The organism is Streptomyces sp. HNM0645 (assembly GCF_030056615.1).
GTDB classification, from domain to species: Bacteria; Actinomycetota; Actinomycetes; order Streptomycetales; family Streptomycetaceae; genus Streptomyces; species Streptomyces marianii.
Genome location: NZ_JASHLT010000055.1, coordinates 16,091 through 32,318 on the forward strand (window position 1 = coordinate 16,091; position 16,228 = coordinate 32,318).

The 16,228-nt window shown below is 72.7% G+C and carries 16 protein-coding genes and 1 pseudogene; 4 read left to right on the forward strand and 13 right to left on the reverse strand.

Annotated features, from left to right (window positions below):
- Nucleotides 1-91 precede the first annotated feature (91 nt).
- On the reverse strand, nucleotides 92-862 hold the full coding sequence (locus QMZ92_RS30210) for a DUF72 domain-containing protein (protein ID WP_283300751.1): 771 nt from the start codon (nucleotides 860-862) through the stop codon (nucleotides 92-94).
- Nucleotides 863-1,171: 309 nt separating this feature from the next.
- On the opposite strand from QMZ92_RS30210, the gene pstS reads away from it, so the two are divergent.
- Nucleotides 1,172-2,293, forward strand: a complete 1,122-nt coding sequence (pstS, locus tag QMZ92_RS30215; protein WP_283300752.1) for a phosphate ABC transporter substrate-binding protein PstS — start codon at nucleotides 1,172-1,174, stop codon at nucleotides 2,291-2,293.
- Nucleotides 2,294-2,348: 55 nt separating this feature from the next.
- Here the strand turns inward: pstS and pstB are convergent, their stop codons facing one another.
- From pstB to ribA, 7 genes are all read right to left on the reverse strand, one after another.
- Entirely contained in the window at nucleotides 2,349-3,200 is an 852-nt protein-coding gene (gene pstB, locus QMZ92_RS30220) for a phosphate ABC transporter ATP-binding protein PstB (protein WP_283300753.1), read from the reverse strand.
- A gap of 37 nt (nucleotides 3,201-3,237) precedes the next feature.
- Nucleotides 3,238-4,137, reverse strand: coding sequence for a phosphate ABC transporter permease PstA (gene pstA, locus QMZ92_RS30225; RefSeq protein WP_283300754.1), 900 nt, complete (start codon nucleotides 4,135-4,137; stop codon nucleotides 3,238-3,240).
- On the reverse strand, nucleotides 4,134-5,084 hold the full coding sequence (gene pstC / locus QMZ92_RS30230) for a phosphate ABC transporter permease subunit PstC (RefSeq protein WP_283300755.1): 951 nt from the start codon (nucleotides 5,082-5,084) through the stop codon (nucleotides 4,134-4,136). The genes pstA and pstC overlap by 4 nt, the downstream gene beginning before the upstream one ends.
- On the reverse strand, nucleotides 5,081-6,058 hold the full coding sequence (locus QMZ92_RS30235; protein ID WP_283300756.1) for a PstS family phosphate ABC transporter substrate-binding protein: 978 nt from the start codon (nucleotides 6,056-6,058) through the stop codon (nucleotides 5,081-5,083). The genes pstC and QMZ92_RS30235 overlap by 4 nt, the downstream gene beginning before the upstream one ends.
- 883 nt (nucleotides 6,059-6,941) lie before the next feature.
- A complete protein-coding gene (locus tag QMZ92_RS30240) occupies nucleotides 6,942-7,199 on the reverse strand; it encodes a hypothetical protein (protein WP_283300757.1) in 258 nt (85 codons plus the stop codon).
- Nucleotides 7,196-7,552 carry an ArsR/SmtB family transcription factor gene (locus QMZ92_RS30245; RefSeq protein WP_283300758.1) on the reverse strand — a complete coding sequence of 119 codons (357 nt, stop codon included), beginning with the start codon at nucleotides 7,550-7,552 and terminating at the stop codon, nucleotides 7,196-7,198. Before QMZ92_RS30245 ends, QMZ92_RS30240 begins: the two co-directional genes overlap by 4 nt.
- A gap of 255 nt (nucleotides 7,553-7,807) precedes the next feature.
- The gene (ribA, locus tag QMZ92_RS30250; RefSeq protein ID WP_171052995.1) at nucleotides 7,808-8,479 is read right to left on the reverse strand and encodes a GTP cyclohydrolase II; all 672 of its coding nucleotides are present in this window, start codon (nucleotides 8,477-8,479) and stop codon (nucleotides 7,808-7,810) included.
- Between the two features lie 137 nt (nucleotides 8,480-8,616).
- On the opposite strand from ribA, the gene QMZ92_RS30255 reads away from it, so the two are divergent.
- Together QMZ92_RS30255 and QMZ92_RS30260 are read left to right on the forward strand one after the other, a co-directional pair.
- A complete protein-coding gene (locus QMZ92_RS30255; RefSeq protein ID WP_283300759.1) occupies nucleotides 8,617-9,390 on the forward strand; it encodes a creatininase family protein in 774 nt (257 codons plus the stop codon).
- A gap of 113 nt (nucleotides 9,391-9,503) precedes the next feature.
- Complete coding sequence (locus tag QMZ92_RS30260) at nucleotides 9,504-10,304, forward strand: RibD family protein (RefSeq protein ID WP_283300782.1); 801 nt, start codon at nucleotides 9,504-9,506, stop codon at nucleotides 10,302-10,304.
- Here QMZ92_RS30260 and QMZ92_RS30265 read toward each other — a convergent pair.
- The 5 genes and pseudogenes from QMZ92_RS30265 to QMZ92_RS30285 all read right to left on the reverse strand — a co-directional run.
- A pseudogene (locus QMZ92_RS30265) lies at nucleotides 10,236-11,216 on the reverse strand (lysylphosphatidylglycerol synthase transmembrane domain-containing protein); the annotation flags it as partial. The gene QMZ92_RS30260 and the pseudogene QMZ92_RS30265 overlap by 69 nt on opposite strands.
- Entirely contained in the window at nucleotides 11,213-12,166 is a 954-nt protein-coding gene (locus tag QMZ92_RS30270) for a methyltransferase domain-containing protein (RefSeq protein ID WP_283300760.1), read from the reverse strand. The gene QMZ92_RS30270 and the pseudogene QMZ92_RS30265, both read right to left, overlap by 4 nt.
- Entirely contained in the window at nucleotides 12,163-13,356 is a 1,194-nt protein-coding gene (locus tag QMZ92_RS30275) for a glycosyltransferase family 4 protein (protein ID WP_283300761.1), read from the reverse strand. The genes QMZ92_RS30270 and QMZ92_RS30275 overlap by 4 nt, the downstream gene beginning before the upstream one ends.
- Nucleotides 13,353-13,751: a 6-pyruvoyl trahydropterin synthase family protein gene (locus QMZ92_RS30280; RefSeq protein WP_283300783.1), complete on the reverse strand. Its 399-nt coding sequence runs from the start codon at nucleotides 13,749-13,751 to the stop codon at nucleotides 13,353-13,355. Before QMZ92_RS30280 ends, QMZ92_RS30275 begins: the two co-directional genes overlap by 4 nt.
- A 221-nt stretch (nucleotides 13,752-13,972) precedes the next feature.
- On the reverse strand, nucleotides 13,973-14,953 hold the full coding sequence (locus QMZ92_RS30285) for a zinc-dependent alcohol dehydrogenase (RefSeq protein WP_283300762.1): 981 nt from the start codon (nucleotides 14,951-14,953) through the stop codon (nucleotides 13,973-13,975).
- Nucleotides 14,954-15,068: 115 nt separating this feature from the next.
- On the opposite strand from QMZ92_RS30285, the gene QMZ92_RS30290 reads away from it, so the two are divergent.
- Nucleotides 15,069-15,860: a CDP-alcohol phosphatidyltransferase family protein gene (locus QMZ92_RS30290; RefSeq protein ID WP_283300784.1), complete on the forward strand. Its 792-nt coding sequence runs from the start codon at nucleotides 15,069-15,071 to the stop codon at nucleotides 15,858-15,860.
- Nucleotides 15,861-16,228 lie beyond the last annotated feature (368 nt).

Genomic DNA, 16,228 nt, shown 5'->3' on the forward strand with positions numbered 1-16,228 from the left:
CCCGTCGAAGTCGTCACGTCGTCGTGGCACGACCTTCGCACTGTACAGCGGACCTTCGGGACGCATCCCGGCTGGTCCGGGGCCGGTCGGGTCAGTCCGTGAGGTCGGGCGTACGGGTCACGGTCCGGCCCGACGCCGCGGCGGACCGGGCGAACCGCGCGGCGTCCACGACGGCAGCGCCTCCCGTGTCGTTGTTGAAGTACACGTACACGTCGTCCTCGTCCTGCCAGCAGCCGGTCAGACGCCGTACCCAGGCCGTCATCGCCTGGCGGCCGTAGCGCGGCGGCGGCTGGGCGAGCCCGCCGTGGAGACGCAGATAGCCCCAGTCCGCCGTGCGCCACAGCGGGGTGACGGGACGTGACCCCCGGTCCGCCCAGCACAGCGCGCTCCCGTGCCGCTCCAGCACCGCCCGGAGTTCCCGCTCGGCGTCCCACCACGAGGGGTGGCGCAACTCGACGGCGACCCGGACACGGCGGGGGAAGCAGCGCAGGCAGGCGTCCAGCGCCGCGGTGTCCTCACGGAAGTTCGGCGGAAGTTGCAGCAGGACGGGCCCCAGCCGGCCGCCGAGTGCCTCGGCCCGGTCCAGCAGCCGCGCCACCGGCTCTCCGGGATCGTGGAGCCGCTTCAGATGCGTCAGATAGCGGCTCGCCTTCACCGCCATGACGAAGTCCCCGGGCGTGCGTTCCCGCCAGGAGGCGAAGACGTCCCGGGCGGGGAGGCGGTAGAAGGCGTTGTTGTTCTCCACCGTGGCGAACCGCCGGGCGTACTCCTCCAGCCACAGCCGCTGCGGCACGCCGGGCGGGTAGAGGCCGCCGCGCCAGTCCTTGTACTGCCACCCCGAGGTTCCGACGAGCATGGGCATGGAGCAATCCGTGCCCGGCTCGCGCCCGGACGTACCGCCCGCGCGCGGCGGGTACCCGTACGCGGGCTCGGGGGCGGTGAGCCCGGGGAGCGCGCAGCCGCCTTCCCCGGACGGCGGACGCGCCGTCTCCGGCCGGGGGCCGGCGGGGAGGGTCCGGGGAAGGCCCGGCCCCGTGTCCCGAGGATCCGTCCCGGCACGGGGCCGCACCCGGGGGTCGGCCGGGCGTCGACTGATGTTCGCCCGGACGTCACCCACTCCGGGGCGGGATCGGAGACGATCCCAGGGGGGAAAGGGGGCGGGCGCAGATCCATGGAACACGTGAGACGTACGAACAGCCGGGTGCGCCCGGCCGTGGCCGTCGCCGCCCTGGTGGCACTGGCCGGCTGCGCGGGGGAGAGACCTTCGGAGGACCGGGTCGAGGCCGGCCCTCCGCCCGTCACCGCGGACATCGACTGCGCCGGCTCCGGCAAGGTCCAGGGCTCCGGTTCGACCGCTCAGCAGAACGCCATGAAGCGCTGGATCGACCAGTACCAGCGTGCCTGCCCAGGCGTGCGGGTCGCGTACAACCCCGTGGGCTCCGGCGCCGGGGTGGCGCAGTTCCTGCGGGGAGCCACCGCCTTCGGCGGCACGGACAGCGCGCTGGGGGAGCAGGACGTCAAGATCTCCCGGACGCTCTGCGCGGGCGGCCAGGCCATCGACCTGCCGATGGCGGGCGGGCCCGTGGCCCTCGGCTACCACCTTCCGGGCGTCCACGGCCTGGTGCTCGACGCCCCCACCCTGGCCGCGATCTTCGACTCCCGCATCACCGCCTGGAACCACCCCGACATCCGGCGCCTCAACCCCGGCGTACGGCTCCCCGACCTCGCGATCACCGCCGTGCACCGCTCGGACGACTCGGGCACGACGCAGAACCTGAACGCCTATCTGTCGGGCGCCGCGGGGGACGAATGGCCGTACGAGGCGAAGAAGGCCTGGCAGGCCAAGGGCGGCCACTCGGCTGTCGGTTCGGACGGGATCGCGGCGGCGGTGGCCGGTACCCAGGGAGCCATCGGCTACTTCGAGCTGTCCTTCGCCGCCACCCAGAAGATCGACACGGTACGCATCGACACGGGCGCGGCCGCGCCCGTCGCGCCCAGCGCGGAGAGCGCGTCCCGGGGCATCGCCCAGGCGAAGGTCGTCGGACGGGGCGACGACATGAAGCTGGAGTTCGACCACGGGACGTCCGCCGACGGTGCGTACCCGATCGTGCTCGTGACGTACGAGGTCGTCTGTGACACGGGGAACGACCCGGCGAGCCTCCCGGCGCTGAAGTCCTTCCTGGCGTACACCGCCGGAGAGGAGGGGCAGAAGCTGCTGCCCGCGATCCACTACGCGCCGCTGCCGGACAGCGTGGCCACTCGGGTACGGAAGATCATCGCCACGCTCGCCTGATGCCTGATGCCTTCGCGTACGGGCCGCCCCACCGCGACCGCCAACGTGCCGGAGCTCAGCCGAAGCGGCCGGAGATGTAGTCCTCCGTGCGCTGGTCGGACGGATTGCTGAAGAGCGTGCCCGTCTCGTCGAACTCGATCAGCCGGCCGTGGCGCACGCCGTTCCGGTCGATCTCCGAGCTGAAGAACGCGGTCCGCTCCGACACCCGGGCCGCCTGCTGCATGTTGTGCGTGACGACGATGATGGTGAACTCCTGGGCCAGGTGCTCCATGAGGTCCTCGATCTTGGCCGTGGCGATCGGGTCCAGGGAGGAGCACGGCTCGTCCATCAGGATCACCTCCGGCTCGACCGCGATGGTCCGGGCGATGCACAGCCGCTGCTGCTGTCCGCCGGAGAGTGCCAGCGCGGAGGTCTTGAGTTTGTCCTTGACCTCGTCCCACAGCGCCGCGTGGGTCAGGGCCTCCTCCACCAGGTCGTCCAGGCTCCCCTTGAAGCCGCCGACCCGGGGGCCGTAGGCGATGTTGTCGTAGATGGACTTGGGGAACGGGTTGGGCTTCTGGAAGACCATGCCGATGCGGCGGCGGACCTCGATGGGGTCGACCTCGCGGCTGTAGAGGTCCTCGTTGTGGTAGCGGATCTTGCCGACCACACGGGCGTCCGGCAGCAGGTCGTTCATGCGGTTGAAGCAGCGCAGCACGGTGGACTTCCCGCACCCCGAGGGACCGATCATCGCCGTGATCTGGCGGGCTCCGATGGTCATGTTGACGTCGCGTACGGCCTCGTGGTCGCCGTAGAACACGGACAGTCCGCCGACCTCGAAGACCGTCTCGGACGGTTGCGGGGTGACGCTGTGGGCCGGCTGGGGCGGTCTGGTGCCGCCGGGTCCGTGGCCGGGAGGGGTGGTCATGGTGCTTCCTCACACGGGGTCTTCGGTGGCACGGCAGTCACCATCGGCGGGTGAAGTGGTTGCGCAGCCAGATCGCCAGCGAGTTCATGACCAGCAGGATCACCAGCAGGACGACGATCGCGGCGGAGGCGAGCGCGGTGAACTCGGCGCGGGACTGACTGATCCAGTTGAAGATCTGGATCGGCAGCACCGTGAACTGGCTGTGCACGCCGGTCGGGTTGAACGTGATGAACGTCAGCCCGCCGAGCAGCAGCAGCGGCGCGGCCTCCCCGATGGCGCGGGACAGCGCGAGGATCGAGCCGGTCGCCATGCCGGGCACGGCGGCGGGCAGCACCTGGCGCCAGATGGTCTGCCACTGGGTGGCGCCCAGCGAGAGGGAGGCCTGGCGGATGGACTGGGGCACCGCCCGGATCGCCTCCCGGGACGAGATGATCACGATGGGCAGGACCAGCAGGGACAGCGTGAGCGCGGCGGTGAGCACGGTCTGGCCGAAGCCCAGCCCGCGGGAGATCACGCCCAGGCCGAGGATGCCGTAGACGATGGAGGGGACGGCCGCCAGGTTCTGGATGTTGATCTCGACCGCCCGGTTCCACCACCGGTCGCGGTCTGCGTACTCCTCCAGGTAGATCGCGGTGAGCACGCCGGTCGGCAGGCAGTACAGGGCGGTGAGGGAGATGACCCAGATCGTGCCCGTGATCGCCGACTGGGCGCCGGCGTTGGACGGGTCGATGATGTCCGGGAAGTTGGTCCACAGCTTGGAGTTCAGCCGGGGCCAGCCCTCGATGACCACGTACGTGAGCAGGCCGGCCAGGAACACCACTCCGATGGCCAGCGAGGCCCACAGACCGAGCCGGAAGAACTGCTCGCGCACCGGCGTGCCCCGCCCCTTGAGGCGGGGAGCCTCGGGCGGGTCGGAGGTGACCGCGGTGGGGATCATTCGTACACCTCGCGGTAGCGGCGCACCAGGCGGATGCTGATCAGGTTCATCACCAGCGTGATGGCGAAGAGCAGCAGGCCCACGGCGAAGATCGTCTGGTAGCCGGTGGACCCGGTGGGCAGGTCGCCGATGCCGGCCGCGGCGATGAACGCGGTCATCGTCTGCATGCCCTCGAGCGGGTTGAAGGTGAGGTTCGGACGGCCGCCGGCCGCGATCGCCACGATCATCGTCTCCCCGATGGCGCGGGAGACCCCGAGGACGACGGCGGCGACGATGCCGGACAGGGCAGCCGGGAACACGACCCTGGTGGAGACCTGCATCCGCGACGAGCCGAGGGCGTAGGCGCCGTCGCGCAGCGAGCGGGGCACGGCGGCCATGGAGTCCTCGGCCAGCGACGCGATCGTCGGGATGATCATGATGCCCATGACGAACCCCGCCGAGAGGGCGTTGAAGACCTCGGGCGGGTCGTCCCCGGGCCAGAACCGCTGGAGGGCCGGGGTGATCGCCTTGAGTGCGAAGAAGCCGTAGACCACCGTCGGGATGCCGGCGAGGACCTCCAGCACCGGCTTGAAGATCCCGCGGACGCGGTGACTCGCGTACTCGCTCAGATAGACGGCCGCGCCGAGACCGAGGGGGACGGCCACGAACAGCGCGATGACCGTGACCACCAGGGTGGCCGTCACCAGCGGCAGGACACCGAAGTGCGGCGGTTCGAACAGAGGTGACCAGTCGGTGCCGGTGATGAACTCCCCGAAGTCCACCTTGCCGAAGAAGTCAACGACCGGCGGGATGAGGGCGACGACGATGCCGACCGTGGTCAGCACCGAGACCAGTGCGGCGGCCACGAGCAGGACCTTGACCGACCGCTCGGTCCAGCGCGGCTGCGACCGCTTCAGGAAGCCGGGGCTTCCCGGAGCGGTCCGTCGGCGCACTGCCCGCGGGGTCATGGGGCGTGCCGTTCGCGCAGCCTCGTCAGGTCCTGCCGCAGTTCGTCCTCCTGGCGGGAGCTGAGCGGGACGAACTGGGCGGCCCTGGCGATGTCGGCGCTGTTCTCGACGTAGTACTCGACGAACGCCTCGACTTCCCTCCGGTCGAGGGCGGCGGCGTTCGGATAGATGAGCAGGGGGCGCGACAGGGGCCGGTAGGTGCCGTTCTGGACGGTGGTCTGCGTCGGCGCGACACAGCCGTTCCCCCCGTCGATCTTCAGGAGCTTGAGCCTGTCCTTGTTCTCCTCGTAGTACGACAGCCCGAAGTAGCCCAGGCCGCCCTTGGAGCCGGAGACGCCCTGCACGGTGACGTTGTCGTCCTCGCTGGGGGAGTAGTCGGTGCGGGACCGGCCCTCCTCGCCGTTGACGGCCCGGGTGAAGTAGTCGAAGGTGCCGGAGTCGGTACCGGGGCCGAACAGCTCCAGTTCGACGTCCGGGAAGTCCGGGTCGACCTGGTTCCAGTTGTCGACCCGGGAGCCGGGCTCCCAGATCCTCCCCAGCTGTTCGACGGTGAGGCAGTCGGCGAAGTCGTTGTCCTTGTTCACCACGACGGACATGCCGTCGTTGGCGATCCGCAACTCCTCGTACTTCACACCCTTCTCAGCGCACCGGGCCTGCTCCTCGGCGGTGATCCGCCGCGAGGCGTCGGCGATGTCCGTCTCGCCGTTGCAGAACTTCTCGAACCCGCCTCCGGTGCCGGACGTGCCGACCGTGATCCGTACGCCGGGGTTGCGTTGCTGGAAGAGCTGGGCCGCCGCCGTGGAGAGCGGGGCCACCGTGCTGGAGCCGTCCACCCGGATCGTGCCGGAGAGCCCCCCGCCCCCGCCGTCCCCGGAGCCGGCGTCGGCACCGCCGCAGGCGCCCGCGGCCACGGCGACGGCGGCGGCCAGGAACAGGCGCGCCGTGGCCCGGCGAGGGGAACGGGGGATGTTCACGTCGGCTCTCGATCCTCGTCTGCGCACTCGCCGGTCGTCGGTGCCGGAGCATGCTCGTCGGCCGCATAAGCGACAAAGTACCCCATAAGGTTACGAACGGCTGGTGGTGAGCGCGACCGACGAGGGTGGGCACGATCGGGGAGGCGGACCGGTGGGGAAGCGGACCGGTGGCCGAGGGTGACCGCCGGCGGGGGTGACCGGCGGTGTAGGTGCCGGGAGGAGGGGGCGGCCGCGGCCGGCGCTGGTGACCACGGCTCTCGGGACGGGCCGAGCGCCGTGGTCACCCGACCGGAGTCCGGCCGGGTGACCGGCGTCCGGCAAGGGGTGCCGCCGCCGGACTCCGTGGCGGTCCGGCCGGGCCGGGCGGCGTGCGGACGGGGTGTGCTTCCGGTCCCCGCCCGGCCGGTGCGGCCCGGGCCGCCTGCCGATCCCCCGGAAGAGGCGGCTGCACCACCCGGAACCGGCGGCCGAGGTCCGGGGCGAGGCGGGGCGCCAGGACCGCACGGACGAGAAACGTGTCCGGGCGGGACCCGACGCCGAAGAGCACGGCCTGGGTCGTCACCAGGGGCAGCGCCGCGAACACCGCGAGGGGCGAGGCGAGCACCGCACCGGCCGAGGCGGTGATGCCCCCGGTGCCGGTCAGTGTCTCCAGTTCGCCTGTTCGTCGTGGGTTCGTGGTGCCCGGCCGTCCGTGGGTGCGCCGGTCCGGCGGGTCCGCGCTGAGGGCTGTTCCGCAATCCCCGGCGGGCGCGCGACGACAGCCACGGCGCCTCGCCGCGTTGTCGAATCATCCGAATACACCCGGTATGGGGGCGACTCTCCGCCTTGCGATGCACCGCATCTGACGCCGCGCGCCGGTCCCCCGGGGATTGCGGGACAGCCCCTACTCGACGGAGCGCATCATCTTCTCCATCGAGGTGATCGAGGCGCGGGCCTGCGTCAGTTCCTCCAGCGTGCGCCGGTGCAGTTCCACGTTGTCCTCCAGCAGTTCGGCGTACCTGGCCGCGAGCCGTTTGTACTGCTCCTCGCGGGACGCGAGCATCCTGGCCCGCCAGGTCGCGGCGACCTGCCACACGACGACCATCAGGAAGAGGAAGACACCGCCGGCACCGATGGCCCCGGCCCAGTCCGTTGAGTTCATTTCGCCTTCTCCTTCACGTTCTCCGTCTCCTCCTGGGTGATCGTCAGGGTCGCTCGGGCGACCGCTTCCGGGGTCAGGGCGACGGCGAACGGGGTGACCTCGAAGTACTTCACGGCCTTTCCGTCCGCCGCCTGTTCCAGGGAGCCCGCGACGAGCCCGGCCGCCTCGAGCCGCTGCAGGTGCATGTGCAGCAGGGGTCGTCCGATGCCCAGCTCGCGGGCGAGCCTGCTGACGTAGTTGCGGCCGCCCCGGGTGAGCGCGGCGACGATCCGCAGCCGGTGCGGGTTGCCGAGCGCAGCGAGGATCCGCAGCAGCTCGTCCCCGGTCGGATGCGGGGCCGGGCCTCCGGTCATCACGTCCCTCTCACGGTTACCTGTCAGCCAAAGCTGACACCCCCCGGAGTGCCTGTCAAAGAGAACCGACACATCTCGGGGTCGAAGGGGGGAGATCTCAGGGACGCCTCGGGGTCGGGGCGTGCGTGAGGCCCCTCACCGGTCGGGTGAGGGGCCTCACGGGGTGCGGGACGCGGCCCGCCGTGCCGTCGGCTCCGAGAGCCGGTTCGCCGTGCCGTCCGTCCGCAGGGCGCCGGTCGGTCGTCCGGCGCGTGCTCAGGGCTGGTCCGCCGTGCGGTCCAGCGGGGGACGGTCGAGATGGGGGAGCAGATGGCCCATGCGCTCCCGCTTGGCCCGAAGATAGAAGATGTTCTCCTCGCGGGGCTGCGTGAGCAGCGGCACCTGCTCGCTGACCTCGATGCCGTGCCGGAGCAACGCCTCCCGCTTGAGCGGGTTGTTCGACATCAGCCGCACCGACCGGACGCCGAGGTCGTGCAGCATGTCCGCCGCCACGCCGTAGTCGCGGGAGTCGACGGGGAGGCCGAGGGCGAGATTGGCCTCGACCGTGTCCATGCCCTCCGCCTGGAGTTGCATCGCCTGGAGTTTGGCGAGCAGACCGATACCGCGCCCCTCGTGTCCCTGGAGGTACACGAGAACTCCGCGACCCTCGCTGACGATCGCCCGGAGTGCCGCGGCCAGTTGGTCGCCGCACTCGCAGTGGCGTGAGCCGAAGGCGTCACCGGTCAGGCACTCCGAATGCAGCCGGGCGAGAACGTCCTCTCCCGTGATGTCGCCGTATACCAGCGCGATTTGTTCGTCACCACGAATACGATCCAGGTAGCCGATGGCGCGGAAAATGCCGTATTTGGTGGACAGTTGGACAGTTGCCATGCGCTCGGTGTTCTTGGCGCGAGCATCCATGCGGAGAGTGCCATCGCTGTCTGTCATGGCCGGATCCTATCGGGTAGCCTCTGGCGGGAGTTGACTTCGGTGTGGAGATCTCGACTGACCGGGCTATTGCACCGGTTCCGATCGGCCGCATCTCATGGAACGCAGAAAGTGCGCGTAAGGAAAGGGGCGGGAAGATGACCGACCCACAGGTACGGCCGCCGGAACTCGGCCTGTTGCCGTTGGACACGACCCGGGACGCGGGTACGGGACGGGCGGAGGTCGCGGTCCTGCCGATCGGCAGCTTCGAGCAGCACGGACCGTATCTCCCCCTGGCCACCGACACGTTGATCGCGTGTGCCGTCGCGCGGGAGGTCGCAGCCGCGTACCCGGTCCACCGGCTGCCGCCGCTGACGTTCTCCTGTTCGCACGAGCACTCGGCCTGGCCGGGCACCGTCAGTATTTCCGCCACGACGCTCGTCGCCGTGGTGCGGGACATCGCCGAATCGCTCCGGCGCTCCGGTGTCCGGAATCTCGTGCTCATCAACGGGCACGGCGGAAACTACGTGCTGCGCAACGTGGTTCAGGAGTCCGTGGGCACCGGCATCCGCATGGCGCTTTTCCCCGGATCGACCGACTGGAGTGCGGCGCGCGAACGCGCGGGTGTGGAGACCCCGTCCCACAGTGATATGCACGCGGGTGAAGTGGAGACTTCGATTCTGCTGCATGACCATCCCGAACTCGTACGCCCCGGTCATATGACCTCTGATTTCCTCGCCGACGACCGGGAGCATTTGCTCACCCTGGGTCTGCGCCCTTACACGGAGACCGGTGTGGTCGGCCGGCCTTCCTTGGCATCGGCGGAGAAGGGTAAGGAATTGCTGGCCGCTCTCGTCGATTCCTTCGACGCGTATTTCTCGTTGCTGGTGGCGGAACGTTCCGCCGCCCCGTCCGCGGAGGGAGCCCGGTGAACGGCCTTCCCCCCGGGCGGTCGGCCGGGGTGCTCGACGCGCCCAGCGCCTGGAAGCGCCTGCTCGACGTACGGACCGAAGCGGACGCGGAGGCAGCCGGACTGCGCCGCGACGTGCACGGCCGGTACCGGTGGACGGACGACGCCTCCGCCGGGGCGAAGCTCCTCGCCGAGCGCTATCTGCCGCTCTGCCTGGCCGGCCCGCGTTTCACCTTCGCCCAGCTCGGCCAGAGCCTCGACGGGTTCATCGCGACCCGCAAGGGCGACGCCGACTACGTCACCGGCCCCGAGGACCGCGAACACCTGCACCGGCTGCGCGCGCTCGCCGACGCGGTGGTCGTCGGCGCCGGGACCGCCGTCGCGGACGACCCCCGGCTGACGGTCCGAGCCTGCCCCGGCCCGCACCCGGTGCGCGTCGTCCTCGATCCGCACGGCCGGGTCCCGCTGACCCGGCAGGTGTTCACCGACGGCGCGGCCCCCACCCTGTGGGTGGTCGGTGCCGGCAGCGAGCCGGCGCGGGCCGTGGCGGACGGCACTGCAGGTACCGGAGCGGACGTACTGGTCCTCCCCGACACCGCCGCGTTCGCCCCCCGCCGCCTGGTGCACGAGCTCGCGCGCCGGGGACTGGGCCGGGTACTCGTCGAGGGCGGCGGCGTGACCGTGTCCCGCTTCCTCCACGAGGGCGCCCTCGACCGGCTGTACGTCACCGTGGCGCCGGTGCTGATCGGCGACGGCGTGCCGGGCCTCGCCTTCCCCGGACCCGACGTGATGCGGGACGCGCTCCGGCCGCCCGTGCGCCGTGCCTTCCTCGGCGAGGACACCCTCTTCGAACTCGACCTGCGTGCGCCGCGGTCCGGCGAACCACTGGACGGCGAGTACGGCGGCGCCGGGGAGGGCGGCGGCGAAGGCCAGTAGCCCGTAGGCCACGGCAGTGCTCAGTCCCTGGGCACTGCCCAGGCCCGCGGCTCCGAAGGCCCAGGCGGTGACGCCCTCCCTGGGACCCCAGCCGCCCACGTTCAGCGGCAGCGCCATCGCGAGCAGCGCCAGCACCATCAGGGGCAGCAACTCCACGGCGGCGGCCGTCGATCCGGCGGCCCGGGCGGCGAGGAGGAACATCGCCAGATGCCCGGCCAGCACCGCGACGGACGAGAGCAGCACCCCGGGACCGTGGCGCCGGCCGAGGAACGCCACCCGAGCCTCGGCCAGCGTGCCGCGGACCGCGCGGCCCCACCGCGAGCCGCCCGGCCGCCGCACGGCGGCCACGGCCACCAGCCCGGCCGCCACGGCGACGAACACGGCCGCACCGGGTGTCAGCACGAACTCCCGGAGTGCCCCGCCGGCCCGCTCCAGCGGCCGCGACGGATGCGCCACCAGCAGGACGGCACCGAGGGCCACCAGGACCGCCTGCCCCGCCACGCGTTCGAGGACGACCGCGCGCACCCCCCGGCCCACGGCGCCGGCGCTCCGCCCGTGCCGCACCGCGCGGTGCACATCACCGGCCACCCCGCCGGGCAGCGCGGCGTTCAGGAACAGGGAGCGGTAGTAGTCGGCGACGGCCGGCCCGAGCGCCAGCCGGATGTCCAGCGCCTTTGCCACCAGGCACCAGCGCCACGCGCTCAGCACCGTCGTGAACAGGCCTATGCCCAGGGCGGCCAGGAGGGTCGGCGCGTCGACACCGCGCAGCCCGTCCACGAACGCGCCGGTGCCCTGCCACCACAGCGTCGCCGCGACCAGCGCCGCTCCGGCGAGCAGGCCGAGACGCCCCCGGACCGCCCTGCGCGCCGCCCCGGCGAGCAGGCCGAGACGCCCCCCGGCCGCCCTGTTCACGAGGCGTCGCCTGTCCGCCCGGGCAGTGCCAGCACATCGCTGTGATGGACCACCACGCTCAACTCGCCCGCCTCGCAGGCCTCCAGACGGCGCCGCAGATACGCCTCGGCGCGTGAGGCGATTCCCGGCCGCTGCTCCCGCGCCGCGCCGACCCAGCCCCGCAGCCACTCCGCCGTCAGCTGCCGCGACAGCCGCCCGTCCGGCGTCCGGCCGTCACCGCCGACGGAGCCCGGGACCGCCGCGGTGTCCGGGAGGTCCATCGCCCCGGTGCCGAGCCGCCACGGGCTGGTCTGTACCCGCACGGTCATGCCCCGGCGGGCGAAGGCGACGGAGGCCGCCGCGACCGCGTCGGGCCCGAGCAACCGGCGGCCGTGTTCCTCACGCCGCTGGTGGGCGTTGAAGGCATCGGTGACCTCGGCGTCCATCGGGTCCGCGGGGGAGAGGTCCACCCGTCCCACCACCGACAGCGCCAGCAGCGCCGGGCAGCCGGCCCCGGCGCAGGCCGCGACCAGCCCGTCCAGCTCCTCCCGGGTGAACAGGTCCAGCAGCGCGGACGCCGTCACCAACGAAGTGCCCTTGAGCCGTTCCGCCGTCAGCCGGGAGACGTCACCGCGCTCGGTCGCGACCGTGACGGGGCTGCCGTCCGCCGCCCTCCGCGGCAGCCGGGTGGCGGCCAGTTCGAGCAGCCGCGGGTCGTGGTCGTGCAGGATCCAGTGCTGGCGGCCGCTCAGCCGGGGCGCCAGCCAGCGCCCCATCGAACCGGTGCCGCACCCGAGGTCCCGGATCACCAGCGGGGCGACCCGGCCGTGCCGGTCCGCCGGATCCGGGCCGGACCCGGGCAGCCGGAGCCGCAACGGCTCCAGGAGCTCGGGCGCGCGGGCCGCCGCGTCGGCGGCCTCCCGCAGCGCCAGCCACTCCGGTGCGTAACGCGTGACATCGGTTGTACTCACACGGCCTCCAGGGGGTTCTGCCGGAGTTGTTCCAGCGCCTTGGCCAGGCTCCGGGAGGTCGCCTCCCAGCCGGCCAGTGCGGTGCGCCGCCGTCGCGCGGCCGTCTTCGAGCGGTGCCGCTCGCCGGGCTCGGAGAGCCAGCGGCGCAGTGCCGCGGCGAGCGCCGCCGGGTCCCCCGGCGGCACGAGCGTGCCGGGCACACTGCCGTCGGGCGCCTGCCCGACCGCCTCCGGGAGCCCGCCGGCGGCCGTCGCCAGGACGGGGACACCGCGTGCGAGCGCCTCGGTGACGACCATCCCGTACGTCTCGGTGTGCGAGGCGAGCACCAGCAGATCGGCGGCCGCGTAGCTCGCGTTCAGGTCGGGACCGGACCGGGGTCCGGCGAGGCGCACCCGGCCGTCCAGACCGTGCTCCGCGATCAGCTCCCGGAGCCGGGCGACGTAGCCGGGGTCATGGCCGATTCCGCCCACGAGCTCGCAGGTCCACGGCAGTCCGGCGACGGACGCCAGGGCCTCGACAAGGAGGTGCTGCCCCTTGCGCGGGGTCACGGAGGCCACGCACAGCAGCCGGGGGCCCACGACGTCCGGCGCGGTGCCCCGCCCGGGGAGGGAGGGCGCCCCGGACGCGGTGCCGGGTGCGAGCGGCGCGACATCCGCGCCGGGGGCGGCGGCACGGACCCGGTCCGGGTCGAGCCCGTGGTGCTCCACCAGCCGTCCCGCCGCCCACTCGCTGGGCGCCACGACCGCCGCCGCGGACCGCAGCGTCATACGCTCCGCGGCGTCCAGTTCCGCGGCAACCGCAGGAGCGAGCCCGGTCTCGTCGCCCAGCGGCAGATGCACCAGCACCGCCAGCCGCAGCCGTGCCGCCTCGGGCACGACGAGGTCGGGGACCCCGCACGCGACGAGTCCGTCCAGGAGGACCAGGCTGCCGTCGGGCGACTCGCGCAGCACCCGCGCCAGTTCGGACCGCGGTCCGGCACCGGGCCGCGGCCACTCGCCCGCGACGGCGTGCTCGTGGACCTGCCAGCCGATCCTGGGCAGTTCACGGCACACCCGGCGGTCGTAGACGTTGCCGCCGCTCGGCGCGGCCGGGTCGTCCACGCCCCCCGGCATGACGAACCGGACGGTGCGCTCGGGCGCGGCTGCGGCGCCGCACTCCTCGGGACGCGTGCTCACGGAGCCCGCTCTCACAGATCCCGCTCGTAGCTCGCCCACGCGATGTGTGACTCGTGCAGCGTGACGGAGAGGCCGGACAGTCCGCGAGCCCCTTCGCCGAGCGCTCCGGAGTGGACCCGGTCCGCGAGCCGGTCGGCGATGACCTTGGCCAGGAACTCCGTGGATGTGTTGGTCCCGGCGAACTCGGGCACCTCGTCGAGGTTGCGGTAGTTGAACTCGCCGACCACCTTGCCCAGTTCGGTGGTGGCGAGGCCGATGTCGACGACGAGGCCGTCGGCGTCCAGCTCGGCACGGCGGAAGGTGGCGTCCACGAGGTACGTCGCTCCGTGCAGACGTTGTGCGGGCCCGAAGACCTCGCCGTGGAAGCTGTGAGCGATCATGAGGTGCTCACGGACGGTGACGCTGAACAACGGCTGTGACCTCCCGGTCGTACGGCTCGGCCGCCGGCGGGCGGCCGTGTCCATCAGTACGGCCGGAGAGTACTGCGTGTTCAAAGACGCAGGTCGTTCGGATTTCCGCGGGGATCGGGCACGTCGGAGCGGTGTCTCACGGGTGCGGTACGTGCCGGACCGGGGGACGTCCGCGCGCGGGGAACCGAAGTGGGGCCGCGGAAGCGGCGACTCGGTGCCCGCTACGAGGCGTCGTACACCACCCGGTGGCACAGGCCCGGGAGTTCACCCGCGGCGATCCGCGGCATCACCGACGGCAGTTCCTCGAAGGCGCACTCACCGGTGATCAGGGCGTCGAACACCGGGTCGGCGAGCAGGTCCAGGGAGAGCGCCAGGCGGTCGGCGTAGCTGCGGCGCGAACGCCGGGCCTCCGCCACCCGCCCCACCTGGCTGCCGCGCAGGACCAGCCGGCCGGAGTGGAACGCCTCGCCCAGCGGCACACTGATCCGCCGGTCGCCGTACCAGCTCAGCTCCAGCACCGTGCCCTCCGGCGCGAGGAGTTCCAGCGAGCGGGTCAGGCCGGCCTCGGTGGCGCTGGCGTGAACGGCGAGGTCGCAGTCGCCGAGGGCCTCCTCCGGGAGGGCGAAGTCGACGCCCAGCGCCGCGGCCAGGGCGGCCCGCTCCGGGTTGGCGTCCACCAACTGCACCCGTACGCCCGGGTATCCGGCCAGCAGCGCGGCGACCGAGCCGCCGATCATCCCGGCGCCGACGACCGCGATCCGGTCGCCCACCAGGGGCGCGGCGTCCCACAGGGCGTTCACCGCGGTCTCCACCGTCCCCGCCAGCACCGCCCGTCCGGCGGGCACCGTGTCCGGCACCGGGGTGACCGCACTCGCCGGAACGACGTAGCGGCTCTGGTGCGGGTGGAGGCAGAACACCGTCCGGCCGAGGAGGTGCGACGGGCCCTCCTCGACGACGCCGACGCTGAGATAGCCGTACTTGACCGGTCCGGGGAATTCGCCCTCCTGGAACGGCGCCCGCATCGCCGCGTACTGGCTCTCCGGCACCCCGCCCCGGAAGACGAGGCTCTCCGTGCCGCGGCTCACCCCGGAGCAGAGGCTCCGCACGACCACGTCACCCTCGTCGGGCTGCTTCAGACGAACATCCCGAATCTCGCCCTGACCTGGGGAATTGAGCCAGAAGGCGCGTGCGGCGCGCTCCATCCACGACCTCCCGCTGAACACTCCCGCGACGGTTTACGTTCTGAAAATCATGAGACCGCGCACACCGTACGCGGCACTCGTCGACTCTGTCACACGTCCGGAGGGTGGTACCGCGGTGGCCCTGATCGGCACCTACGAGACTCGGCTGCTGCGCCCGGAGGCGGCGGCAGGGGCCGGCGCGCAGACGGTCCTGCTGGTCCTGCTGGACGCGGTGACCGGACTCGGCGCGGCCGGCTGGCTGACGGGCGCGGCGTTCACGGTCGCGACGTGGGTGCTGCTCACACGCGCCCTGCACCGGTCGTGGCCGCCGAGGCCGTTCGGTCCCGCGAACGCCGTCACACTGGTCCGCACGACGCTCGTCGGCGGGGTGACCGCGCTGGTCGCCGAGTCCTTCGCGAGCGGACCCCGCATCACCGCACTGGTCGTGCTGACCACGGTGGCGCTGGTGCTCGACGCGGTCGACGGCCAGGTCGCCCGGCGCACCGGGACGGAGTCCGCGCTGGGCGCGCGCTTCGACATGGAGGCCGACGCGTTCCTCATCCTGGTCCTCAGCGTGCACGTGGCCGCCTCGCTGGGCGCATGGGTGCTGCTGATCGGTGCGATGCGGTACGTGTTCGTCGCCGCCGCGCGGATACTGCCGTGGCTGAACGGCCCGCTGCCGCCGAGCATGGCCCGCAAGACCGTGGCCGCGCTCCAGGGCGTGGTCCTGCTGCTCGCCGCGGCCCGCCTTCTGCCCTTCGTGGCCGCCTGGTTGCTCGTCCTCGGCGCACTGGCGTCCCTCGTCTGGTCCTTCGGCCGTGACATCAGGGGCCTCTGGTGCGTCAGGGTCCGCGACGGCGTTCCGGTCGCGCGTACGTCCCGGCCCCGCGCGGCGGCGGTCCGGGAGCGGGCGGGCGGGCGGGTCTGACCCGCCGGCCGGGCCACGGGCGGCGGGCACGGGGGGCCCGCCACCGTCCCGGCCGGTGCGGCGAATGGCCCCGGCCGATGCGGCCGGGGCCCTTTCGCATGGGGCGGTCCGGGAACGGACGGTGCTGCGCGGTGGGCGGCCGGGAAGTCCGGGCCGGCGTGCCGCGGAACGTCCGGCTGGCGCGTACGCGGGCGCGGGAGTGCGGACGGGGAGCTGGATCGGTGAACGTGTCCCGGGGCGTGCGCGGGCGTCCCGCGGGCGGGAAGGCGGGGCCGGCGGGGAACGCGGGCAGGCCGCTGACCGACGGCTCGCGCGGCGTCGACGCACGCGAGGCGGGGGAGGGGAGCCGGCGTATCCGGTGGGCGGGG

Bases quoted from the DNA above. Each gene is read 5' to 3' on its own strand.
- QMZ92_RS30210 (WP_283300751.1), bottom strand. From the start codon at position 862: ATGCCCATGCTCGTCGGAACCTCGGGGTGGCAGTACAAGGACTGGCGC.
- pstS (WP_283300752.1), top strand. From the start codon at position 1,172: ATGGAACACGTGAGACGTACGAACAGCCGGGTGCGCCCGGCCGTGGCC.
- pstB (WP_283300753.1), bottom strand. From the start codon at position 3,200: ATGACCACCCCTCCCGGCCACGGACCCGGCGGCACCAGACCGCCCCAG.
- pstA (WP_283300754.1), bottom strand. From the start codon at position 4,137: ATGATCCCCACCGCGGTCACCTCCGACCCGCCCGAGGCTCCCCGCCTC.
- pstC (WP_283300755.1), bottom strand. From the start codon at position 5,084: ATGACCCCGCGGGCAGTGCGCCGACGGACCGCTCCGGGAAGCCCCGGC.
- QMZ92_RS30240 (WP_283300757.1), bottom strand. From the start codon at position 7,199: ATGAACTCAACGGACTGGGCCGGGGCCATCGGTGCCGGCGGTGTCTTC.
- QMZ92_RS30245 (WP_283300758.1), bottom strand. From the start codon at position 7,552: ATGACCGGAGGCCCGGCCCCGCATCCGACCGGGGACGAGCTGCTGCGG.
- ribA (WP_171052995.1), bottom strand. From the start codon at position 8,479: ATGACAGACAGCGATGGCACTCTCCGCATGGATGCTCGCGCCAAGAAC.
- QMZ92_RS30255 (WP_283300759.1), top strand. From the start codon at position 8,617: ATGACCGACCCACAGGTACGGCCGCCGGAACTCGGCCTGTTGCCGTTG.
- QMZ92_RS30285 (WP_283300762.1), bottom strand. From the start codon at position 14,953: ATGGAGCGCGCCGCACGCGCCTTCTGGCTCAATTCCCCAGGTCAGGGC.